We start from the raw sequence: 20,360 nt of genomic DNA, 5'->3' as shown, positions 1-20,360 counted from the left end.
GGTGCGTCGGAGCTGGGCTCTCGTGCCCGACTTTCTTATTTCCCTATAGCTTATGATGACAGCAAGCAAACCCCTGGCCGAGCGTATGCGCCCCACCTCGCTCGAGCATTACTTCGGGCAGAGCCACTTGGTCGCTCCGGGGGCTACGCTGCGGGAGATGATCGAGCAGCGTCGCTTGCCCTCGATCATCTTTTGGGGCCCTCCTGGGGTGGGCAAGACCACACTCTCGGAGATCATTGCCCACTCGCTCGGAGTCCCCTTCTATTGCCTGAGTGCGATCAACTCGGGGGTCAAGGATGTGCGAGAGGTGCTCGAGGCAGCCACTGAGCGACAGCGTGGCCTCTTCTCGGATACCGCTCGTCCTATCCTCTTCATCGATGAGATCCATCGCTTCAGCAAGAGCCAGCAGGACTCCCTGCTCTCGGCTGTCGAGCGAGGGGTGATTACCCTCATCGGTGCGACAACGGAGAACCCCAGCTTCGAGGTTATCCGCCCCTTGCTCTCTCGCTGCCAGGTCTATACGCTCCGTCCACTGAGCGAGGCGGAGCTCCGTGCCCTCCTCGAGTATGCTATTGAGCGAGATGAACTGCTCTCGAAGCGCAGGATCGTCGTGCTTGAGTGGGAGGCTTTGCTGCGCCTCTCCTCGGGCGATGCCCGACGTGCCCTCAATATCCTCGAGCTGGTAGCCCTGTCGAGTAGCCTCGATCCGCTAGAGATTACGAACGAGCTGGTCTCGAGCCGAGTACAAGAAAATCCGATCGCCTTCGACAAGGGGGGCGAGCTTCACTACGATATTGCCTCGGCACTGATCAAGAGTATCCGAGGGAGCGACCCCGATGCTGCCCTCTACTGGCTCGCTCGGTTGATCGAGGGGGGAGAAGACCCCTCGTTCATTGCTCGTCGCCTAGTGATTTCGGCCGCAGAGGATATTGGCCTAGCCAATCCGAATGCCCTCCTGCTGGCCAATGCCTGCGCTCAGACCTTGGAGCGTATCGGATGGCCCGAGGGGAGAATTCCCCTGGCCGAGGCTACTGTCTACCTCGCTTGTAGTGAGAAGAGCAATACGGCCTACCGGGCGATCGATCGGGCACTGGAGTTCGTTCGAGGCAGCGGCAATCTGCCCGTCCCTCTGCACCTGCGCAATGCCCCAACCGAGCTGATGGCCTCGCTGGGCTACGGCTCTGGCTACCTCTACGCCCACGACTATGCTGGTGGCTTTGTACCTCAGCAATACCTCCCCGATGGGGCTCTAGGGCAAGTCTTTTGGCAGCCCAATCCAAGCAATGCCTCCGAGGCTAAGATGGCCCAGCGGCAGCGAGAGCGATGGCAGGCCTCTAGTGGGGTGGAGGAGCTCGAGGCGAAGTAATGAAGCCGAGAGGACGGCAATCTTTGTACCGAACTCACGTTACTTGGGTGTCCATGCACTTCTAACTGGATGCTCTGTTGCGCTCCTACTTAACCCTCCATCGAGGGCCTACTTGTGCCTCGATGGAGCTCCTACTTGAGCGTCTATTGCGATCCTATTTGAGTCTCTATTGCGATCCTACTTGAGCCTCTGTCGCACTCTCATCTAGATCTCCATTGCGATCCCATCTAGGCCTTCATCCGCCATCCTATATTCCGCTCGAGGCCGAGGCTATCTGAGCCTCTCTAGACGGTCTCGATGGACAAACAGAGAGGGTGTGATCACTACTTTTTCTGATCACACCCTCTCTGTATTGCCTTTGCCCACCGATGCAGCAGTAGCGATCCCTCTAGAAGCTGTACTGTATGCGCAGCGTTAGAACATTATCGGCCCGATCCGTCTCGTAGCCCTCGAGCCCCTGGGCCCTCTCGTTGTGGACAAAGTCGTAATAAGCTTGTAGGCGCAGGCTTTTGCTCATCCTCCAGACCAGGCCCATACCGAGTGTTTGGCTCGAGAGGTCGGCCTCAGAGCCTCCCTTGGGCAGGAGGTTATCCCCCGAGAGCTGGGTATTGGGGTCGAGCCATTCGTACTTGAGTACGGCCGAGACGGGTAGCCCCCCGAGACCTTGCACGAGCATTACATAGCCACCTGAGAAGGGGCGCAGGTAGAGAGGCTCGATGTGCAGCTTGTTCGAGTTAGGGCTGCGGAAGCTCCCTCGGCGACTGGGTTGCTGCCCCCAGAGGTATTCGCCTTTGAGCTGCGTTGTGCCTAGAGAGGTGCTGAGGGCAAGCTGAGCATCTACACCGAAGTATTGTCTCAAGGCATAGGAGCTGCCTACGGCTTTGACTTCATGGGTCTTGAAGCCGTCAACCTCCATCGAGAAGTATTGCTCTCGGGTGTGCTGTACGAAGCCGTGATAGTACGATACCCCTGCCGAGAGCTTGAGGTCTTCGCTCAGTTTACCTCCACCCGAGAGGTGGCCAATGAAGTCTCGACGATTGTCCAGTTCGGAGTGTATGCCACTGCCGACGAAGAGGCCTGCCTCCAGCTTGAGGAAGTCCAGAGCATTGCCCTTGTTGGGGCTTAGGCTCAGCATCAGGCCCATGTCTCGCTCGCCAGGGAAGAGTTCGTTGAAGATCTGCGAGCGTTCGGGCGACTCTCTCCGAGAGGAAGAGTACTCGATCTCGTAGCCGAAGGGACGATTGAAGACTCCGAGCTTGAGTCCGCTGCGTCGCAAGCTCCTCCAGGGGCTCTTGAGCTCGAAGTAGGCATCCTTGAGTGAAACCTTGCTCTCATTTACATCCAGTTGGAACACCATCTGAGCAAGTCTCTCGGTGTAGTCGAACTTGATCCGTCCTCGGCGTATACCCATGCGGTGCGGCATCCCCTCTTCCTTGGAGGGCTCGCCTACACGTAGTCTAGCCTGCTCTTGGCCGTACTGAGTTTGCCCCTGGAGGTAGCCAGAGATGGAGAGACGCCGTTGGTTCATGGTCGCCTTCTCGAGCCGTTCGACACGTTGGGTGAGCTTGCGAAGCTCCTTCTTAGGATTTTGTGCCCAAACTATAGAGCTTGTGCAGCTGAGGGCTACTAGGGCGATGAGTACAGTCCTTTTCATAAGATCAATCTATAGGATAATATTGCAAAGATAGCCCTCAACTTTTATGCTGTAGTTATGATCGGACAAAGATTTTCTCCTCAGATCGCCTATCCCTCCTCTCCATTGGGGTGGCTTTAGCCCCAATGGAGACTCTTCTATAGACCCTGCGATGGAGTGTAGATCGTAGGGCTTAGAGAAAATAATGTCCTTAATTTGGAGAATATTTTGTCGTTTAACATGGAAAATATATCTTTGCCACCGAGCCTTAAACCATTGGGGCTTTTCTTATTTATTTAAGAATATCTCAAGCGGAGGTATCTTATTTGAACGACATTTAAACAACCTATGACAAAGAACAAATTGCTTTTGCTATGCGCGTCTTTGTGTCTGGGGGTAAGCCTTATGGCGGCAACGACCATCGAGGCTACAGCGCAGACACCACGCAGAGAGATACGCACGGCAAACCCGAAGAGTCCGTCTGTCGATAGTCTGCTGCAGGCAGAGCATCCTCTCTTCGCTGATCGAGTAGAGCTCAAGAAAAGACTGTCGGAGGAGAAGAAGCTCCGAGAGGCTGAGCTTCGAGCTGAGCTGGAGAGTGAGGCACTGGAGTTCCCCTCGATCGATCTGTATGGGGAGAACTCTTGGAGTCGAAGGCTGAACCCCTTCACCTCTGGCGAGGCGACGATCCCTGATAGTTACACTATAGACCTGGGGGAGTTTGTTATGCCTCTAGACACGAGGCGAGTAACTTCTCACTATGGCTATCGCCGTAGATATCGCCGCCACCACTATGGTACGGACTTCGGCCTCACTAGAGGCGATACGATCCGCTCCTCTTTCTCAGGTAAGGTGCGTGTGAGCTCCTACAACCGAGGTGGCTTCGGCAATTACATCATCGTACGTCATCCTAATGGCCTAGAGACCGTCTATGGCCACCTGAGCCGTAGCCTCGTCAAGGAGGGGATGATCGTCAAGGCTGGCCAACCCATTGGCTTAGGGGGTAATACTGGCCGATCCTCTGGCCCTCACCTGCACTTCGAGACACGCTTTTTGGGGGTAGCCATCGACCCAGAACTTCTCTTCGACTTCGCCGAGGGAGCGCCTCGCAGCGACTCCTATACCTTCGTCAAGGAGCAACATATCGGAGGGGCTCGTTATGCGGCACGTTCTGCTAAGGTGCGTAGCAAGGGTAAGGGTGTCTCCGCTCTAGCCTCTACAGCCACTCAGGTGTATCGCATTCGCAAAGGGGATACCCTCTATGGCATCGCCCAGGCTCATGGCGTGAGCCTTGCCAATCTTCTCTCTGTCAATGGCATGAACTCGAGGACGAAGCTCATCCCTGGCCGATCTGTGCTCATCCCCGATTAGTCGTAACTTATTAGCCTCACTTCATCAGGCAAGCCCGAGGGTGGATCATCTGAAGATCCGCCCTCGGGCTTGCTATTTGAGATCTAAATATCTCATTTATAGGGGACTTCTAGATTGATGATTCTGGTCCCGAAAGTTATATGCTCTCGGTTGTATACCAATACTGTGTTAATAATCTAGGAATATCCTTGGCTTTTTTCACTAGATGGACTACCTTTGCTACCGAAAATTAGGTATATGTTCGGGTCGTTTGGGCTGTTCTTTGCGTAGGTGATGCCATCGCCCTTACTGCTGATCAAGCCTCCCCGAGAATACCGACCAACCAAACCGATTGCTATAGAGAGATAGAATATAGATAATCACTTAAAATAATAAAGGATCAAGAAATGGCTAAAGAGAAAAAGTTCCTGACCTGTGATGGTAACCAAGCCGCTGCACATATATCCTATATGTTTAGCGAGGTGGCTTGCATCTACCCCATCACCCCTTCATCAACCATGGCAGAGTACGTGGACGAATGGGCTGCTCAGGGGCGTAAGAACATCTTCGGAGAGACCGTCCTCGTAGAGGAGATGCAGAGCGAGGCTGGGGCTGCAGGTGCAGTACACGGCTCTCTGCAGACTGGCGTACTAACGACGACCTACACGGCCTCTCAGGGCTTGCTGCTCATGCTCCCCAATATGTATAAGATCGCTGGGGAGCTCTTGCCCGCTGTATTCCACGTCTCGGCACGTGCTATCGCTTCGCATGCGCTCTCTATCTTCGGCGACCACCAGGACGTCATGGCTGCACGCCCCACAGGCTTCGCTCAGCTCTGTACTGGTAGTGTGCAGGAGGTGATGGATTTGGCCGGGGTAGCACACCTGGCTACGCTCAAGTCTCGAGTTCCCTTTATCCACTTCTTCGATGGCTTCCGTACCTCTCACGAGATCCAGAAGATCGAGGCTTTGGACAATGAAGACCTAGCACAGTTCATCGATTGGGATGCCCTGCGTGCTTTCCGCTCTCGTGGCCTTAACCCTGAGAGCCCAGTCTCTCGTGGTATGGCGGAGAACCCCGACGTTTACTTCCAGCACAGGGAGGCTTCTAATCCCTTCTACAACTCAGTCCCCGAGATCGTTCAGGACTATATGGACAAGCTCGCCACTGTTACAGGAAGGCATTATCACCTCTTTGACTACTACGGGGCAGAGGATGCTGATCGTGTCATCATCGCCATGGGCTCGGTTACAGAGACGATCCGCGAGGTTATCGACCATCTGCGTGCCAAGGGTGAGCGTGTGGGTCTGCTCTCCGTTCACCTCTATCGCCCCTTCAGTGCCAAGCACTTCCTCTCGGCTATGCCCAAGACGGTTAAGCGCATCGCTGTGCTCGACCGTACCAAGGAGCCCGGGGCTGATGGTGAGCCTCTCTACCTAGACGTTAAGTCTTGCTACTATGGCGCAGAGGATGCTCCTCTGATCGTGGGTGGTCGCTATGGTCTCTCCTCCAAGGATACTACGCCTGCACATATCCTCTCTGTATATGAGAATCTGCAGATGCGCTTGCCCAAGGATCACTTCACGATCGGTATCGTAGACGACGTTAGCTTCACCTCTCTGCCTGAGAAGGAAGACCTGATCTTCGAGGATAACAAGACGTTTGAGGCTAAGTTTTACGGTCTCGGTGCCGATGGTACTGTAGGGGCTAACAAGAACTCCGTGAAGATCATCGGGGACAATACCAACAAGTACTGTCAGGCTTACTTCGCCTACGACTCGAAGAAGTCAGGGGGCTTCACTTGCTCGCATCTGCGCTTCGGGGACAATCAAATTCGCTCTACCTATCTCGTTGTAACGCCGGACTTCGTAGCCTGCCATGTGCCCGCTTACCTGCGTCTCTATGACGTAACTCGTGGGTTGAAGAAGAATGGCACCTTCCTGCTCAACTCCGTTTGGGATGCCAGCGAGATCGAGAAGCACCTGCCCAACAAAGTGAAGCGTTATCTGTCCAAGAACAATATTCGCTTCTACATGATCAACGCTACAGGTATCGCAGCTGAGATCGGCCTGGGTAACCGTACGAATACCATCCTACAGTCTGCCTTCTTCAAGATCTCTGGGGTGATCCCCTATGACCTAGCTGTCGAGCAGATGAAGAAAGCCATCGTCAAGAGCTATGGTAAGAAGGGTGAGGACGTAGTCAATAAGAACTTCGCCGCCGTAGACCGAGGGGCTGATGTCATCGAGGTGGCTGTCAAGCCTGAGTGGGCTAACCTGCCTGATGATGCCCAAGAGGTGCACAGCCACGATACGGAGTTCATTCAGAAGATCGTTCGCCCCATCAATGCTCAGGACGGCGATAGCATCCCCGTCTCTGCCTTCAAGGGCCGTGAGGATGGTACTTGGGACAACGGTACTGCCGCCAGCGAAAAGCGTGGGGTAGCCTCTCATGTGCCCGAATGGCTTGCTGAGAACTGTATCCAGTGTAACCAGTGTGCTTACGTTTGTCCTCATGCCACGATCCGTCCGTTCGTGATGACGGCAGACGAGCAGGCTAAGACGGGCGTCAATGCCATCAAGGCTATGGGTAAGCAGTTTGCTGACATGACCTTCCGCATTCAGGTGAATGTGCTTGACTGTCTTGGCTGTAGCAACTGTGTCGATGTCTGCCCAGGTAACAAGAACGGCAAGGCTCTTGTGATGAAGGAGATCGAGAGCCAGCTCCCAGAGCAGGACAATTGGGACAAGCTCCTGGCCGATGTAAGCAGCAAGGCCCACCTAGTGGACGTTACCGCCAATGTCAAGAACTCTCAGTTCGCTACACCTCTGTTTGAGTTCTCTGGTGCTTGCTCTGGCTGTGGTGAAACTCCCTACGTGAAGCTTATTTCTCAGCTCTTTGGAGATCGTCAGATGGTTGCTAATGCGACTGGTTGCTCGTCTATCTATTCGGGTTCAGCTCCATCTACTCCATACACCGTAAATGAGAGAGGCGAAGGACCTGCATGGGCTAATTCTCTCTTCGAGGACAATGCCGAGTTCGGTCTCGGGATGCACCTTGGTTACACGAAGATGCGTGAGCGTCTTGTACGCTTGGCTGAGGAGTGCATCGCTAACCCAGAGATCGACCATGCAGAGCTCAAGAGCCTCTTGCGTGAGTGGATCGACAACCGTGAGGATGCTGCTCGTGCCAAGAGTCTTGCAGACGCCATCAAGCCCATTATTGCTCGTCGTATCACGGGTGTTTGCCAGCAGATGTACGATCTACGCTCTTACTTTATCAAGCGCAGCCAGTGGATCATCGGTGGAGACGGTTGGGCATACGATATTGGCTTCGGTGGCCTAGACCATGTGATCGCAACAGGGGCTAATGTCAATATCCTTGTCCTCGATACAGAGGTCTACTCCAACACGGGTGGACAGAGCTCTAAGAGTACGCCTGTAGGGGCTATCGCCAAGTTTGCCGCTGCTGGTAAGCGTGTGCGCAAGAAGGATCTTGGCCTCATCGCCACAACCTACGGATATGTGTACGTTGCTCAGGTAGCCATGGGGGCTAATCCCGCCCAAACGCTCAAGGCCATCCGTGAGGCTGAGGCATACGATGGGCCCTCTGTGATCATCGCTTACTCTCCATGTATTTCTCATGGTCTGAAGGCAGGTATGGGTAAGGCTCAGAAGGAAGAGGTGAACGCTGTAAACTGTGGTTACTGGCATCTTTGGAGGTTTAATCCAGAGCTTGAAGCTCAGGGTAAGAACCCCTTCACCCTTGACAGTAAGGAGCCTAACTGGGACAACTTCGTTCCCTTCCTCGAGGGCGAAGTGCGCTACGCTTCACTCAAGAAACAGTATCCCACAGAGGCTGTAGAGCTCTTTGAAGAAGCTAAGCGTAACTCTCAATGGCGTTATGCTGGCTACAAGCGTCGTGCAAGCGAGGTTTGGGAAGAAGCCAAAGCTGCTGAAACCAAGGAGGGCTAAGCTATCAACCTCGAGCCCTTTAGCCTAGGGCTGAGGGAATAAATAGACCTAGAGGGTGTGGCGACGTGAATGCTTCGCCACACCCTCGTTGTATTATCCCCGCAGATCCTCCAGGATAACCGCCCTATCTCTTGATCGGCCCTTTGTAAAAATCCCGAGGGGTGATCCTCCATGGCCCTCGGATCTTCTCGATAGCGACCCTATTGCTCTTTCGATAGAGGTTTCTATAGGAGCCTCGATCCAAGTCCTACTTGAGTCTCTAGTGCAAGAGAAATAGGGCCTCTCCCTCGAATAGCCTCAACCGACAGCCCTGACGTTTAGGGGGCATTCATCCGACAATCTCCTCCCTCCCTCCCTCTTGGTTGTGCATCCTAGACGAGAGACAATATGGAGAGAGGGGCTCTCGGGCAAGATGCTTTGTGCTACCTTTGTACGAGCTTAGCTCCTGCCCCTAGCATGAGCGAGGTGTCGTAGGCACTTCGAGGGCTTATGGGGTTCAACAATACAATCAACTCAACATGGCATCGCATCCGATAGGGGTATTCGACTCGGGTTATGGGGGGCTTACGATCCTCTCAGAGATCCGTCGTGCTCTGCCCCAATACGACTATATCTACCTCGGCGACAATGCACGCTCACCGTACGGGACAAGATCCTTCGACGTGATCAAGGACTTTACCCGACAGGCCGTCGAATATCTTTTCGCCCAAGGGTGTCCACTGGTTATCCTGGCGTGTAATACCGCCTCGGCCAAGGCTCTAAGGGTGATCCAGCAGACCTATCTGCCCTATTCGTCCGACCCTACACGGCGTGTCTTGGGGGTTATTCGCCCGACAGTAGAGGTGGTGGGTGATATGACCCGCAGCCGCAAGATCGGTGTCTTGGCTACGCCAGGCACTGTCGCCTCGCAGTCGTACACCCTCGAGCTCGGCAAGCTCTTCCCCGACCTTGAGGTCTATGAGCAGGCCTGCCCGATGTTCGTTCCCCTCGTCGAGTATGGCGAGAGCCAAGGGGCGGGGGCAGATTACTTCGTGGACAAGTATACTCGTGCTCTGCTGGCACAGGATGCAGAGATCGATACCATCTTGCTGGCCTGCACTCATTATCCGCTACTCAGGGACAAGATCGAGGCAGCTCTGCCTCGGCATATCCGCCTCATCGCCCAGGGGGATCTTGTGGCTAGCTCCTTGGCCGATTACCTCATTCGCCATCCTGAGATGGAGACTAGACTCAGTCGGGGAGAGGAGGTTCGCTTCCTCACGACGGAATGCCCCGACAAGTTCGGAGATCTAGCCTCGATCTTCATTGATACGCAGGTGGCGGCCCAACGGGTCAAAATTGATTAGACATGGCTCTGCCCTCCCATACCCGTTGCCTCGTGAGGCTATTGCCCCTTTGCCTAGCCCTTCGCTTGCTTCTACCTATACCTGCCCAGGGGCAAGAGAGTCCCCCCTGCAAGTTGCGTGTGGGAGCAGAGCGTATGGAGCTCCTACTCCCTCTGCTCGAGGGGAAGCGTGTGGCCCTCATGGTCAATCAGACCTCTCTCGTCGGAGAAGCCCAGCTACATCTGCTCGATACTCTGCTCTCCAGCGGCATTCGGGTAAGCAAGGTCTTTGCACCAGAGCACGGCTTCCGAGGGGATGTGGATGCTGGGAAGTCCGTCCGTGATGGACGAGATCTGCGGACGGGTATCCCGATTGTCAGCCTCTATGGGCGAACGAAGAAGCCAACCCCAGAGATGCTCCAGGGCGTGGATGTGCTCCTCTTCGATATACAGGATGTAGGGGCGAGGTTCTACACCTATATCAACTCGATGTACTACCTTATGCAGGCAGCCCAGGAGAACGGACTGGAGATGGTCGTGTGCGATCGTCCTAATCCGAATGACTACATCGATGGCCCGATGCTGGAGGCGGACTGCAAGTCCTTCGTCGGCCTCTTGCCACTCCCCATCCTGCACGGCATGACAGTGGGCGAGCTGGCGGAGATGATCAATGGCGAGGATTGGCTGAGCCCAGGGGACAGCCTTCGCTGTGCCCTCACGGTCGTCCCTCTAGTCGGCTGGGAGCATGGTGAGCCCTACGAGCTTCCTGTACGTCCTAGTCCCAATTTGCCCAATACTCGCTCGGTTACGTTGTATCCGTCTCTGTGCTTTTTCGAGGGGACGGGGATGAGTGTCGGCCGAGGGACGGACAGGCCCTTCTGCGTGTTGGGCTACCCAAATAAAGCCTACGGATCGTATAGCTTCGTACCTCGAGCCATCCAGGGGGCGGATTCATCTCCACTGCATCGGGGCAAGCGGTGCTATGGTGTCGATTTGTCTCGTGGAGAGATGCCTCGGCGAGAGCTCTCCCTTGGCTGGTTGATACATTACCACCGTCTCGCTAAGCGATTAGGGCATAAGTTGATTACCCGAAAGAGATTTTTCGAGCTCATCGCTGGTACGAAGCAGCTGGCCCGACAGTTGGATGAGGGGCTGGATGAGGCGGAGATCCGAGCAAGTTGGCAGGAGGGATTGGAGCGTTTCAAGGTGCGTAGACGGCTGTATCTACTCTATCCAGAGCAGAGACAATAAGGCTATTAGAGGTGTCGTCCTGATTGGGTGGCGAGGGCACACCACTCCGGCTCAGCTGCACCCCTTCGGATCAGTGCTGTACACCTAGGGAGTGTTTGAGGCGGTCGATCTGTTTGTCCCATAGCCCGATGGCGATCATGCGCTCAACAGACTCGGCGAAGTCGGTAATCTCCAGGGAGCGAGAGCCCGTGAGCTCGGTCGTGTGTATGCAGAACTCCATATAGGTACCAGGATCGTCCTCCCAGTCGAAGCGAATAGCCTCGCCCGACCTAACCTCTGAGATGGTGGCAGATGAGCAATCTTCGTCGCTCCAGCAGAAGTGAATACGATCTCCCTCGATCATCACTCCATCGGCAAACCACTCTACGAGCCCATCTTCGGTAGAGAGCTTCCTCCATAGGCTGTCTTGTGATACCCGATCAAAGACGTACTCTAGATGATATTTCTCCTTTTTCATACTATTACGTTCGTGTTGCTTGCTTATCTCGTAAGCATCGCTTTCATTGAGGTGCTAAATATAGCCATTTTTCTTCACTTAGCAAGTGCACAAACCTGCAAATATTCTATTTGTCGGCCCTTGAACTCCTTGCAGCATGGTGTCAGGATTCCTATCGCTTGAGGTAGCCGTTAGCCATCCTCTTTTCGGGAGCATGGGGGCTTGTTTGCAGAACTTTTCACTGAGACTATGGGAGCGATAGTAATACTTAAATTTGTACATTTGTCAGCAAAATAATTTGTCTCATTTGGCTCGCTGAGCCACTTAATACAAGGATTCTATGCAAGGATTAGATGCTATCGACATCTTGATTTTGAAGACACTCCAAGAGGATGCTAAGCTAACTACAAAAGAGCTCGCACAGATCGTTGGGCTATCCGCTTCGCCAGTATTCGAACGCCTCAAGCGTCTAGAGCGTCGTGGATACATACGCAAGTATGTTGCGGTACTTGATGCCAACAAGGTTGGCAATGGTATTATTGTTATGTGCAATATCCGCCTCAAGCAGCATGGTCAGGACTACGCAGACCAGTTCATGGATGCCATCATGCAGCTCGAGGAGGTTACTGAGTGCTACAATACCTCGGGTGAGTATGACTTCCTGATCAAGATCTATGTGCGTGATATGCAGCATTATCAAGACTTTGTCTTGCATACGCTTGGGCGCATGGAGTGTGTCGGTAGCCTGCACAGTGTCTTTGTGATTGGCGAGGTCAAATGCACCAACGCCGTCCCCCTGCCTCCGGTGGAGCAAATACCCTAAGTTCGTCGCCTGGCTTCGCCCGAAGGGGGCTTGCCAAGCACCGTATCTCCCTAGCTAGGATCGGGCCGAGTATTCGCTGGAGGATGCCGAGCGGATGTCCGCTCGGGCTTTGTTCTCAGATGGTAGCCATGTAGCTTCGCTGCACGAGGTGTGTGCGTGGCTACATGGCTGCTTTGTAAATACCCCCCCCAAGGCTGGGGAAGCTCTGTTCAAGGGGGCTTGACATCAGCCCTCGCTTGTCGTATCTTTGTCCGCAACGACTAAGCATGACCCCATTGACCCATATCATACAGCTGTCCCCACAACAAAGGCCTCATGGGCCTATAGGTTGGTTGGTAGGAGGAGCTATCTTCTTAGCTCTGATATTCCTACTCTCCTCTTGCTCCATCTCCCAGTATCAGGGATCGGGTGAGCAACTCTACATCGGGATCAAGAGCATCGAGATCTCGGATGAGGATAAGTCTTCGCATGGACAGAGGGCCATCGAGGCCATCGAGGAGCAATTGGCCTATGCCCCCAACAATGCAATCTTCGGTAGCTCGATCTACCGATGGCCCTGGCCGAGTATGGGGCTCTGGCTCTACAAAAAGTACGAGGCTGATAGTACCTTCATGGGGCGATGGATGCGTAGGCTTGGGAGTAAACCCATTTGGATCTCAGATGTAGCCCCCGATCTGCGAGCCAAGGTCTCGGAGCGCATTCTCAGAGAGTATGGCTATCTCAATGCCGAGGTTCGCGCACGGATCATCCCCCGGAGGGCGGACAGCCTACAGGCCAAGGTTGCCTATGAGGTGCGTATGGGTTCGCCCTATCTACTTGATTCGGTGGCTTATCTGCCGCCCATTGACCTAGAGGACAGCTTGGTGTATGATCATCAGAGGTACAGCCGTCTGCACCGTGGTGGCTATTTCGGCGTAGATGTCCTTGAGGGCGACCGCACAGAGGTCAGTGCGAACCTGCGTGAGCATGGGTTTTATTATTTCAAGCCCAGCTATATCGCCTACGAGGCGGATACCCTACAACACTCAGGACGGGTGCAGCTGCGCAGCTCACTGGTCAGTGGGCTACCCGAGGAGGCGAAGCAACGCTGGCGCATCGGCCAGGTGCGCATACATTTCGTAGACAGCTACGGCCAGCGTGGACGAGATAGTCTCGAGCTATCCCCGAGGCTGAAGGCTTATTACCGAGGTCGCCTACCCATTAGACGAGGAGTATTGGCCAATCGTCTGCATCTGAAGCCTGATAGCCTCTATCGTCAGAGTCTCGAGGGCAGTAGCCTTAAGGCTCTAGGGGCTTTGGGGGCATTCTCCTCCGTGGATATTAGCTTCACCCCTGCCGCTGCCTTCCCGCAGACGAGCCTCTTCGCCCAGGAACATACCGGTGGGGCAGCAACCCCACTGATCACCTACGGACACGGGGATAGGGTCATGGATATGAATGTGCTGCTGCGTAGCGACCTCCCCTGGGATGCGAGTGTGCAAGCACACTTTACGACCAAGACCAATGACCTCGTAGGGCCTGGGGGGAAGATTAGCCTCGACAAGAGGAATGTATTCGGCGGAGGGGAGACCTTTACCGCAGCCCTCTTCGGCAGCTATGAGTGGCAGACCAATAGCTCCAACGCTCTCGGCAAAGCCTCCGAGGTGAGCATCAACAGCTACCAGCTCGGGGCAAATGTTGGGCTTACGCTACCGACCCTCCTCTTCCCTGGCAGGCTCGATCGTTATCACCTTTACCCGACCTCGACGACGCTGAGTCTCAGCGCACAGATGATCAACCGTTCGGGCTTCTATAGCCTGGGTTCTGTGGGGCTTAACCTCTCCTACGATTTTCAGCCCAATGCTACTCAGACGCACAGCATTCGAGTGCTGGATCTGAGCTACAACCGCCTGCGCAGTAGTACAGCAGAGTTTAGAGAGATGCTCGTGTACAACCCCTCCCTGGGGCTCAGCATGAGAGATCAGCTCGTACCACAGATTGGCTATAGCTTCGTCTATGACAATGCTACCCTAAGACCTGGACGCAGCAATCTCCTCATTGGGGCTAGCGTGAGTCAAGCGGGCAATCTGACCTCGGGTCTCTTCGCCCTTCTTGGTCGAAAGTCCTTCGACGAGACAAAGCACATCCTCGGTGTCCCCTTCGCTCAGTTTGTCAAGCTTAGCGGACAGGCCCGCCACTCCTGGCAGCTGGATAGACGTACCAAGCTCGTCTCAAGGCTACTCCTTGGAGGGATCTATAGCTACGGCAATATGCTGCGTGCGCCCTATATGGAGCAGTTCTACGTCGGTGGGGCAAATAGTTTACGAGCCTTCCGAGTGCGTAGCTTAGGTCCTGGTCGTTTCAGTGCTCTAGACAACCAGAGCCCCTATGCCTTCATGGATCACGTGGGGGAGTTTAAACTCGAGACGAATATAGAGTGGCGCAAGCAGCTGACAGGTCTGCTTGATGTAGCTCTCTTCGTAGATGCAGGCAATGTATGGCTACTCCGTCCCGATCCGCTGCGCCCAGGCGGAGCTCTCTCTGAGGTCTCTAGCGTAGGGGACTTCCTCGATCAGATCGCAGTCGGTACTGGTGGGGGGATTAGGTTAGACTTTAGCTACCTTGTCGTCCGACTGGACATTGGTGTGGGGCTGCATCTGCCCTACAAGACAAGCCGCTCGGGGTGGTACAATATCCCCAAGTTTGGGGATGCTCTGGGTTTTCACCTAGCCGTGGGTTACCCCTTCTAGAGAGCCCTGTGGGGAGTGGTTAGTCTCTTGAAGATTGTTTTGCTCACCACTTAGATCAAAGATTCACCAAATTTCGGAGATTTTACTGTTGCAAATAAACTTAACGATATAGAAAAGATGAAGAGATCTTACTCATCGGCAGGACTTGCTCTCTGCGCTTTATCGCTGACTTTGCTACCAGTCAGCTGTAACAAAGACAAACCCAACATTCCCGAACCTAAACCCGGTAAGGAAGGGCCTACACCTCCGAAAAAGGAAGAGCCAGTACCTCCCAAACAAGAGGAGCCCACTCTGCCGACAGCACCTATGACCAGCGAGCAGGCAGGCAAGAGCAATGTAGTTGCGATGGATTTCACAGGGCAGCTCTGCCCTGCTTGCCCAGGTAGCTTGGCTGCGCTCAAAAGAACTTACGAAGAGTTCGCCCCTCATTACATCGCTGTAGCCCTGCACAGCGATGGTCGCTTCTATTCCCAGGCATTGCACCACCCTGATGCTGCTATCTATCACACTCATCTGAAGGTTACGAGCTATCCTACTGGCCGATTTAACAACGTTGTCCATGAACCCTTAGATGTTCGTTCGCTCATCAATCTCAAGGATATCTACAAGGCCTCTGCGAGCATCAAGCTTGCGGATCGCAAGCTCGACCTAGAGCTCGTGATGCAGCTGTATGAAAGTGAGCGAGCACGCCACAAGGAGGGTAAGATAAACTTGGTCCTTTGGGTTATAGAGAACAATATCATTAGCTATCAGAGAATGCCCTCAGGCAGTCTCGATCGTAACTTTAAGCATAACTTCGTCTTCCGAGGCTCTCTCAACGGAGTTTGGGGTGAGAAGATCGAGCTGGGCAAGAAGTACAGCAAGCAGTACACACTCCCTAGCTACCTCAACCCCGAGCATTGCGAGCTCATCGTGCTGCTGATGGATAGTGATACGAAGCGCATTATCGATGCTACCTCATTCCCACTTCAGAAGAAGGGCTAGGCACAATGAAGAAGATCCACACAACTCTCTTGGGCCTCCTGCTCATCCTCATCTCTGTCTTTCCTCTGGCAGCTCAGCTGCCCAAGATGATCCTCTCTGATATAGAGGGGCGCAAGGTTGATGTGAGCACGCTTGTTGGCCAAGGTCGCCCCGTCATTATCAGCTTCTTCGCTACTTGGTGCAAGCCCTGCCTCATGGAGCTCTCGGCCATCAGCGAGGTCTACGCCGATTGGCAAGAGGAGACAAATGTGCGCATGCTTGCGATCTCCATCGACAAGGGCAGCAATAGCCTCCGTGTGAAGCCCCTGGTGCGCTCTCGAGGATGGGAGTATGAGGTGCTGCTAGACCCCAACGAGGAGCTCAAACGTCATCTCGGCGTAGTCTATCTGCCTACAGTCTTTGTTTACGATACCTCGGGCAAGGAGATCTATCGTCATACAGGTTATTCCTCAGGTAGCGAGGAGGAGCTCATCCAGGCTATTCGTAAGAGCAAAAAGCAGTGATGAGGGGCAAAGGATGTATCTTGAAAGGCTGGGCCCTAGCCCTCTCGCTTCTCCTTTGGCAGACTGAAAGACTATCTGCTGAGGACCGGCGGGTGAGGGGAGTGCTGCAGAGCGAGGCACACTATGCCTCCAAGACTACGAATAGCTATAGGCTGCATAGCAACAGTTACCTAAACCTCTGGGCTGAGGGCCGAGGACTCAGTGCTGCCGCACGCCTGGAGCACATGCCTCGGCCACTGCCAGGGCTTGAGGGTGGGGCTGGATGGGGTCTCGCTTATTGGCAGCTGATGAGTTCGCTCGGATGGGCTGAGGTGTCGCTGGGCGATAGCTACGACCAGCTTGGTTCTGGGCTGCTGCTACGCACCTATGAAGATCGCTTGTTGGGTATTGATAACTCTCTTAGAGGGCTTCACCTCAGACTCACTCCTATTGAGGGCTTACAGATTAAGGCCTCGGCGGGTCAGCAGAGAAATCACTTCGACCGAGGACATTGGGGACTACTCAATCGCCATAGAGGCTTCGTTGTGGCGGGCGATGTCTCGCTTAGCCTCTCCGAGTGGATCAGCCCTCTGAGCCAACGAGGCTGGCGGGCTGACTTCGGTCTCTCTTTGGTAGTCAAGAGTGAGACAGATCTGAGCGATGTGCATTTGATCCAGCGCATGGGTGAGGGGCGCACCATACTACGCCTTGTCGCTCCTAGGCAAGTGCCTGCTTGGTCGGGACGTATGCTCTTGCAGCGAGGAGCTTGGGAGGTCAATGGTGAGTTCGCTTATAAGTGGGCCGACCCCAATCGACTTAATAACTATATCTTCAGCTCAGGCTCGGTGGCTATGCTCATGACGAGCTATTCGTCCCGAGGCTTCAGTTTCATGCTCGGGGCAAGGCGAAGTGAGAACTTCGACTTCCGTTCGCAGCGTTCGGCTGGACAGCTAGACCTGCGTATCAATCACCTCATCCCCTTTACCCAGCAGCAGAGCTACACCCTCTCTGCCCTCAGACCCTATGCTACGCAAGCCTGGGGCGAATGGGCAATGCAGGCAGAGCTACGCTATACGATCCCTCGGGGTACAGCCCTAGGTGGCCGATATGGCACGCAGCTGCGTCTGAGTGCCTCGCATATCAATGCTCTGCGGATTGCTGACCGATCGGAGCTTAGCCCTTTGAGTGTACTGCGAGGGCAGACCTCTAAGGAGCAGCTCTATGGTTCGGATGGGGCAGTTTATAGCTTCTTGGGTTTTGGAGAGAAGTACTTCCATGATATTACGCTTGAGGCCTCTCGCAAGCTTTCCCGCTCCTATGCTGCCACGCTGAGTTATACCCACCAAGCCTACAATCAAGAGGTGATCGAGGGGCATAGCGATACGCCTGGGCTCATCCGAAGCCATATTTTCGTCTACGAAGGCAAACACAAGCTTGGGGCGAAGACCTCGTTGCGTACGGAGCTGCAGTATCTGCACGAGGAGTCCTTCGATCCTTCTAAGGTCTCGGACAAGGATCGAGGGCATTGGCTCTACGCCGCCCTTGAACTAGGCCTCTCCCCAAGGTGGATCATCTCCCTGAGCGACCAATGGGCCTCTCATTCGGATCAGCACTACTATCAGCTCTCTGTGGCTCATAGCTACAAGGCTCATCGCCTGCAGCTGGGTTGGGGGCGAACCCGAGCGGGAATTAACTGCTCGGGTGGGGTATGCCGCTATGTCCCCGAGACCTTTGGTTTGAATCTCTCCCTACTACTCTCTCTTTAAACTCCCTCCGAATATGTATCGTCCTATCTCTTCCTCTGTGTGGCGAGGACTCTTCGTGCTGAGTCTTGTCGTACTGGGGGCTTGTAATCCTAACTATCAACGCTTCGAGCCAGTCCCCTCGCCTCCTATGGAGGGTGGGGAGACTGGCTCTACCCTCCTCGTCGAGGAATACACGGGGCAGCTATGCAGCCAATGCCCTCAGGCGGCTCGACTGCTGGAGGAGCTGGCCTCGCAGCATCGGGGGCGGATCATCGTCGTGGCTATGCACGCTGAGCGTAGTGGCCTAACGACCTCGGCCCTGGCTTCGGAGGAGGCCAATCGCCTCGGCGAAGCCTTTGGCTTGCCCCGACAGCTCCCTCTTGTGATGATCAATCGCAGCCCCCTCCTGCCCGACGGCTCACGCTTCAGTCAAGATACTGGTCAGTGGCGTGGTCTTATCGGGCAGATGCTTCTTGCGAAGCGTCAGGCTCAGCTTCAAATCGCTGAGCTCTCTCGCACTGGAGACGAGCTCCAGGCAAGGCTTCGCCTTGTCGAAGGTGTGGCCAAGGATCTCCGTCTGCATCTATGGCTCGTCGAGGATGTGCGTGCCTGGCAGAGCAATAGCCCCAAGGGTAAAGAGCACCTCCACCGCCAAGTCCTACGCCACAGCCTAACCCCCCGTGAGGGTATCTCTATGGAGCAAGAGATCCTCTATCGTCGTCGGATCGAGGCCTCACGCATTACCTCGTGGGGGGCTGCCAAGCTCATAGCCTTTGCGACTGATGCAAGGGGGCAGGTCGTCAGTACTACGCTGCGAGCTTGGGGTGAAGGAGGAGGCTCTCATGAGGAGGAAGACCCCAATAGGCCACAGCCTCCCAAGCTCAAGATCGAACCCAGGGAGCAGATGAGCTTTGTCGTCGATGGTAAGCAGTGGGGGTCGGGGGCGGAAGTCCAGTGTGGCTCCTTCGTCCCTGCTGATGAGGAGATCGGTACGAAGGATGAGCTCCTCAGCCCCTATATCTTTGTCGTCCCAGGGCTCAAGACCCAGCTGGGAGACTATCGGGTACGCCTCGAGAAGCTCGATCATCTCGACCTGACACAGATCGGTCTTGGACAAGTCTGCCTCAATGGCCAGTGCTTCATCGCAGAGCATACGAGCTACTATGAGGGCGATCTCTCGCTCAAGTATCTGCACCTAGATACGAGCCTGGAGGAACATCAGAAGCAGAGTGTGCAGCTGCATTACCTGGTGCGCAAGGATGAGGATAAGGGCCGAGACCATAAGATCCGCCTAAGCCTCCTCGATCGAGAGGGTAAGTCGATCGCCCAGCTCATCCTCAATATGCGTTACTAAACCCCTATACTTCTTCTCCCTCTTTAGGCGGGTGCTGTAGGCCTTTGGGCTTGCAGCACCCGCCCTTTTTTGTTGTCTGTGGCTCGCTTCCCTAGAGCCTTGCAATGGGGCTCTGATGCTCTCAGTTGAGCAGCTCATGATGCCCTCGGATCTCCTCGCTAGAGGCCCGACAGAGGGCTCATCTATAGGTCTCTCTCCCCCTCCATTGTGCTTCCAGTTATACCTCGACGGATCTCCTCGTTAGCTCTCTGTGATCTGCTAACTTACAAGATTTTTCATTGCGACTTATCAGCCAATGGACTAATAACTTACAAGATTTTTTGCTACTTAGGAACCCAAGGACCTCTAGCCGAATGTTCTTTGACGCCCCTACTTGGGCCTCGATCGAGTTCCTATTTAACCCTTGATGGAGCTCCTACTTGGGTCTCTGTTACGATCCTACTTATGCTTCGTTGGAGTTCCTATCTAGATCTCTGTTGTGATCCTATTTGAGTCTCAGCTGTGCACCTGCTGGTGTCTCTCCTGAGGGGATAGATAGTTTCTCGGGCGAAGTCCTCTCGGAGGCTCGATGGAGGTCTCAGACTGGTCGCGCCTCACTTCTTACCGCCCCCAGCCGTCGATCTCAAAAGTCAGGGCAACCGCATCAAATCTTTAGGAGCTTCTTGAGATAGTCTATATTGAGAGCGGCTTTGAACAGCCTCTTGCGTAAGGATAGTTTNCAGGGCAACCGCATCAAATCTTTAGGAGCTTCTTGAGATAGTCTATATTGAGAGCGGCTTTGAACAGCCTCTTGCGTAAGGATAGTTTGTCTTTGTATTGAGAGACAATGGCTAAAGCAAACTTTCTCAACGTGTTTAGGTTGGTGGCTGAATAATTCTTACGAGCACGGCAGGCATCTTCCCTGAAGGT

Annotated in this window: 13 protein-coding genes and 1 pseudogene; 11 read left to right on the top strand and 3 right to left on the bottom strand. The window is 54.4% G+C overall.

What is annotated here, in order from left to right; all coding sequences use genetic code 11:
• Positions 1-52 precede the first annotated feature (52 nt).
• The gene (locus HQ37_RS03315) at positions 53-1,366 is read left to right on the top strand and encodes a replication-associated recombination protein A (RefSeq protein ID WP_036880457.1); all 1,314 of its coding nucleotides are present in this window, start codon (positions 53-55) and stop codon (positions 1,364-1,366) included.
• Between the two features lie 388 nt (positions 1,367-1,754).
• Here HQ37_RS03315 and HQ37_RS03310 read toward each other — a convergent pair whose 3' ends face one another.
• Positions 1,755-3,020 (bottom strand): hypothetical protein, encoded by a 1,266-nt coding sequence (locus tag HQ37_RS03310; RefSeq protein WP_036880456.1) that lies wholly within the window; start codon positions 3,018-3,020, stop codon positions 1,755-1,757.
• A 384-nt stretch (positions 3,021-3,404) separates the two neighbouring features.
• Between HQ37_RS03310 and HQ37_RS03305 the strand changes: the two genes are divergently transcribed.
• The 4 genes from HQ37_RS03305 (at position 3,405) to HQ37_RS03290 (ending at position 10,898) form a co-directional block, all read left to right on the top strand.
• On the top strand, positions 3,405-4,370 hold the full coding sequence (locus tag HQ37_RS03305) for a peptidoglycan DD-metalloendopeptidase family protein (protein WP_235264627.1): 966 nt from the start codon (positions 3,405-3,407) through the stop codon (positions 4,368-4,370).
• Between the two features lie 386 nt (positions 4,371-4,756).
• Positions 4,757-8,323, top strand: coding sequence for a pyruvate:ferredoxin (flavodoxin) oxidoreductase (nifJ, locus tag HQ37_RS03300; RefSeq protein ID WP_036880453.1), 3,567 nt, complete (start codon positions 4,757-4,759; stop codon positions 8,321-8,323).
• 518 nt (positions 8,324-8,841) lie between these two features.
• Positions 8,842-9,669, top strand: a complete 828-nt coding sequence (gene murI / locus HQ37_RS03295) for a glutamate racemase (RefSeq protein WP_036880450.1) — start codon at positions 8,842-8,844, stop codon at positions 9,667-9,669.
• A 2-nt stretch (positions 9,670-9,671) separates the two neighbouring features.
• On the top strand, positions 9,672-10,898 hold the full coding sequence (locus HQ37_RS03290; RefSeq protein WP_052080725.1) for a DUF1343 domain-containing protein: 1,227 nt from the start codon (positions 9,672-9,674) through the stop codon (positions 10,896-10,898).
• 70 nt (positions 10,899-10,968) lie between these two features.
• Here HQ37_RS03290 and HQ37_RS03285 read toward each other — a convergent pair whose 3' ends face one another.
• Positions 10,969-11,355, bottom strand: coding sequence for an START-like domain-containing protein (locus tag HQ37_RS03285; RefSeq protein WP_036880446.1), 387 nt, complete (start codon positions 11,353-11,355; stop codon positions 10,969-10,971).
• Positions 11,356-11,674: 319 nt separating this feature from the next.
• Between HQ37_RS03285 and HQ37_RS03280 the strand changes: the two genes are divergently transcribed.
• The 6 genes from HQ37_RS03280 to HQ37_RS03255 all read left to right on the top strand — a co-directional run bounded on the left by HQ37_RS03280 (position 11,675) and on the right by HQ37_RS03255 (position 19,451).
• Positions 11,675-12,157 carry an Lrp/AsnC family transcriptional regulator gene (locus tag HQ37_RS03280; protein ID WP_036880444.1) on the top strand — a complete coding sequence of 161 codons (483 nt, stop codon included), beginning with the start codon at positions 11,675-11,677 and terminating at the stop codon, positions 12,155-12,157.
• Between the two features lie 266 nt (positions 12,158-12,423).
• Complete coding sequence (locus HQ37_RS03275; RefSeq protein ID WP_081951743.1) at positions 12,424-14,886, top strand: BamA/TamA family outer membrane protein; 2,463 nt, start codon at positions 12,424-12,426, stop codon at positions 14,884-14,886.
• A gap of 306 nt (positions 14,887-15,192) precedes the next feature.
• The gene (locus tag HQ37_RS03270; protein ID WP_036880437.1) at positions 15,193-15,870 is read left to right on the top strand and encodes an Omp28-related outer membrane protein; all 678 of its coding nucleotides are present in this window, start codon (positions 15,193-15,195) and stop codon (positions 15,868-15,870) included.
• A 5-nt stretch (positions 15,871-15,875) separates the two neighbouring features.
• The gene (locus tag HQ37_RS03265) at positions 15,876-16,373 is read left to right on the top strand and encodes a TlpA disulfide reductase family protein (protein WP_036880435.1); all 498 of its coding nucleotides are present in this window, start codon (positions 15,876-15,878) and stop codon (positions 16,371-16,373) included.
• On the top strand, positions 16,373-18,118 hold the full coding sequence (locus HQ37_RS03260) for a DUF6029 family protein (RefSeq protein ID WP_052080724.1): 1,746 nt from the start codon (positions 16,373-16,375) through the stop codon (positions 18,116-18,118). The genes HQ37_RS03265 and HQ37_RS03260 overlap by 1 nt, the downstream gene beginning before the upstream one ends.
• A gap of 13 nt (positions 18,119-18,131) precedes the next feature.
• The gene (locus tag HQ37_RS03255) at positions 18,132-19,451 is read left to right on the top strand and encodes a hypothetical protein (RefSeq protein WP_036880432.1); all 1,320 of its coding nucleotides are present in this window, start codon (positions 18,132-18,134) and stop codon (positions 19,449-19,451) included.
• Positions 19,452-20,183: 732 nt separating this feature from the next.
• On the opposite strand, the pseudogene HQ37_RS08325 reads toward HQ37_RS03255, so the two are convergent.
• A pseudogene (locus HQ37_RS08325) lies at positions 20,184-20,360 on the bottom strand (ISAs1 family transposase); the annotation flags it as partial.

Source organism: Porphyromonas sp. COT-239 OH1446 (genome assembly GCF_000768875.1).
GTDB lineage: Bacteria > Bacteroidota > Bacteroidia > Bacteroidales > Porphyromonadaceae > Porphyromonas.
Note: the sequence above shows the minus strand (reverse complement) of the source record. Positions and strands in the feature narration are given on the sequence as shown.

What these genes read in the sequence shown, in the direction of transcription:
- HQ37_RS03260 (WP_052080724.1), top strand. Translation starts at nt 16,373, where the DNA reads ATGAGGGGCAAAGGATGTATCTTGAAAGGCTGGGCCCTAGCCCTCTCG.
- HQ37_RS03275 (WP_081951743.1), top strand. Translation starts at nt 12,424, where the DNA reads ATGACCCCATTGACCCATATCATACAGCTGTCCCCACAACAAAGGCCT.
- murI (WP_036880450.1), top strand. Translation starts at nt 8,842, where the DNA reads ATGGCATCGCATCCGATAGGGGTATTCGACTCGGGTTATGGGGGGCTT.
- HQ37_RS03265 (WP_036880435.1), top strand. Translation starts at nt 15,876, where the DNA reads ATGAAGAAGATCCACACAACTCTCTTGGGCCTCCTGCTCATCCTCATC.
- HQ37_RS03305 (WP_235264627.1), top strand. Translation starts at nt 3,405, where the DNA reads ATGGCGGCAACGACCATCGAGGCTACAGCGCAGACACCACGCAGAGAG.
- HQ37_RS03285 (WP_036880446.1), bottom strand. Translation starts at nt 11,355, where the DNA reads ATGAAAAAGGAGAAATATCATCTAGAGTACGTCTTTGATCGGGTATCA.
- HQ37_RS03280 (WP_036880444.1), top strand. Translation starts at nt 11,675, where the DNA reads ATGCAAGGATTAGATGCTATCGACATCTTGATTTTGAAGACACTCCAA.
- nifJ (WP_036880453.1), top strand. Translation starts at nt 4,757, where the DNA reads ATGGCTAAAGAGAAAAAGTTCCTGACCTGTGATGGTAACCAAGCCGCT.
- HQ37_RS03310 (WP_036880456.1), bottom strand. Translation starts at nt 3,020, where the DNA reads ATGAAAAGGACTGTACTCATCGCCCTAGTAGCCCTCAGCTGCACAAGC.
- HQ37_RS03290 (WP_052080725.1), top strand. Translation starts at nt 9,672, where the DNA reads ATGGCTCTGCCCTCCCATACCCGTTGCCTCGTGAGGCTATTGCCCCTT.
- HQ37_RS03270 (WP_036880437.1), top strand. Translation starts at nt 15,193, where the DNA reads ATGACCAGCGAGCAGGCAGGCAAGAGCAATGTAGTTGCGATGGATTTC.
- HQ37_RS03315 (WP_036880457.1), top strand. Translation starts at nt 53, where the DNA reads ATGATGACAGCAAGCAAACCCCTGGCCGAGCGTATGCGCCCCACCTCG.
- HQ37_RS03255 (WP_036880432.1), top strand. Translation starts at nt 18,132, where the DNA reads ATGTATCGTCCTATCTCTTCCTCTGTGTGGCGAGGACTCTTCGTGCTG.